Genomic DNA, 1,380 nt, shown 5'->3' with positions numbered 1-1,380 from the left:
GGACCTGGGCCACTCGTGAGGGCGGGGGCGGCCCGGTTTCTGGCTGCGGGTCGTGGTGGGCTGCTCGCGCAGTTCCCCGCGCCCCTCAGGGGGTCGGCCGCAGCCGGAGCAGTTGGCTCAGCCGGAGGCTTTCAGGGGCGCGGGGAACTGCGCGACCAGCACCCCACGGCCGACAGGCAAGGTCCGGCCCTCTTCAGGGGCGCGGGGAACTGCGCGACTAGCCACCCACCGGGCCGCAGGCGAACCCCCGGCCGGACAGGGGCGCGGGGAACTGCGCGGCCAGCCACCCGCCGGGCCGCAGACGCACCCCCGGCCGGACACAAGCCACCACCGGTCGCGGACGCCCCCGGGGGGCACGCCGCCCGGGGATCGGGGACGCGGTACCTTCGGGCCCAGGGTTACCGATGTGGTGGACGCGAGAAGCGGAGTGCGGCGTGATCGTGAAGGCGACGGCGGACCAAGGGCCCGACCCCTTCGGGACGGCGCGGCTACGGCGCGGCGTGGTGGACACCTGGGCCGCCACCCCCACCCGCTTCCGCGAGGACGCCAACGCCGAGGAGGACCTCGCCCTCGGCGGCTACCGCGACCGCCTCGTCGTCGAGCTCGCCCAGAACGCCGCCGACGCCGCCGCCCGCGCCGGCGTCCCGGGCCGGCTGCGGCTCACCCTGCACCCCGGCGCCCCGGGCGAGCAGTCCGTCCTCGCCGCCGCCAACACCGGCACCCCCCTGGACGCCACCGGCGTCGAGTCGCTGTCCACCCTGCGCGCCTCCGCCAAGCGGGGCGACGCCGGCACGGCCGTCGGACGGTTCGGCGTCGGCTTCGCCGCCGTCCTGGCCGTCAGTGACGAACCCGCCGTGGTCGGCCGCACCGGCGGCGTCCGCTGGTCGCTCGCCGAGGCCCGCGACCTCGCCGCCGAGGCCGCCCGCTTCAGCCCCGGCCTCGGTGACGAACTGCGCCGCCGCGACGGCCACGTACCCCTGCTCAGGCTGCCGCTGCCCGCCGAGGGCGGCGCGCCGGAGGGGTACGACACCGTCGTGGTGCTGCCGCTGCGCGACGAGCCCGCCGAGGACCTCGTGCGCAGGCTCCTCGCCGCCGTCGACGACGCCCTGCTCCTCACCCTGCCCGGCCTCGTCGAGGTCGTCGTCGAGACCCCCGACGGCGCCCGCGTACTGCGCCGCTCCGAGCACGACGGATACGTCCACATCGACGACACCCGGGACGGGGCCAACCGCTGGCGGGTCGAGAGCGCAGGCGGCGCCCTCGCCGCGGACCTGCTCGCCGACCGGCCCGTCGAGGAGCGGCTGCGGCCCCGCTGGTCGGTCACCTGGGCCGTCCCCGTCGACCTGGACGGCGCCCCCCGGCGGCCCCGGACCGCCCCGG

General features: G+C 78.0%; 1 protein-coding gene. It reads left to right on the top strand.

The genetic code is table 11. The annotated features are described in order from the left end of the window. Window positions 1-440 precede the first annotated feature (440 nt). Window positions 441-1,380: sacsin N-terminal ATP-binding-like domain-containing protein (locus ACJA3G_RS36990; RefSeq protein ID WP_406557389.1), on the top strand; the 940-nt coding region annotated here is incomplete at its 3' end.

It is taken from the genome of Streptomyces sp. YS-3 (assembly GCF_045257485.1).
In the GTDB taxonomy this organism is placed as follows: Bacteria; Actinomycetota; Actinomycetes; order Streptomycetales; family Streptomycetaceae; genus Streptomyces.
Note: the sequence above shows the minus strand (reverse complement) of the source record. Positions and strands in the feature narration are given on the sequence as shown.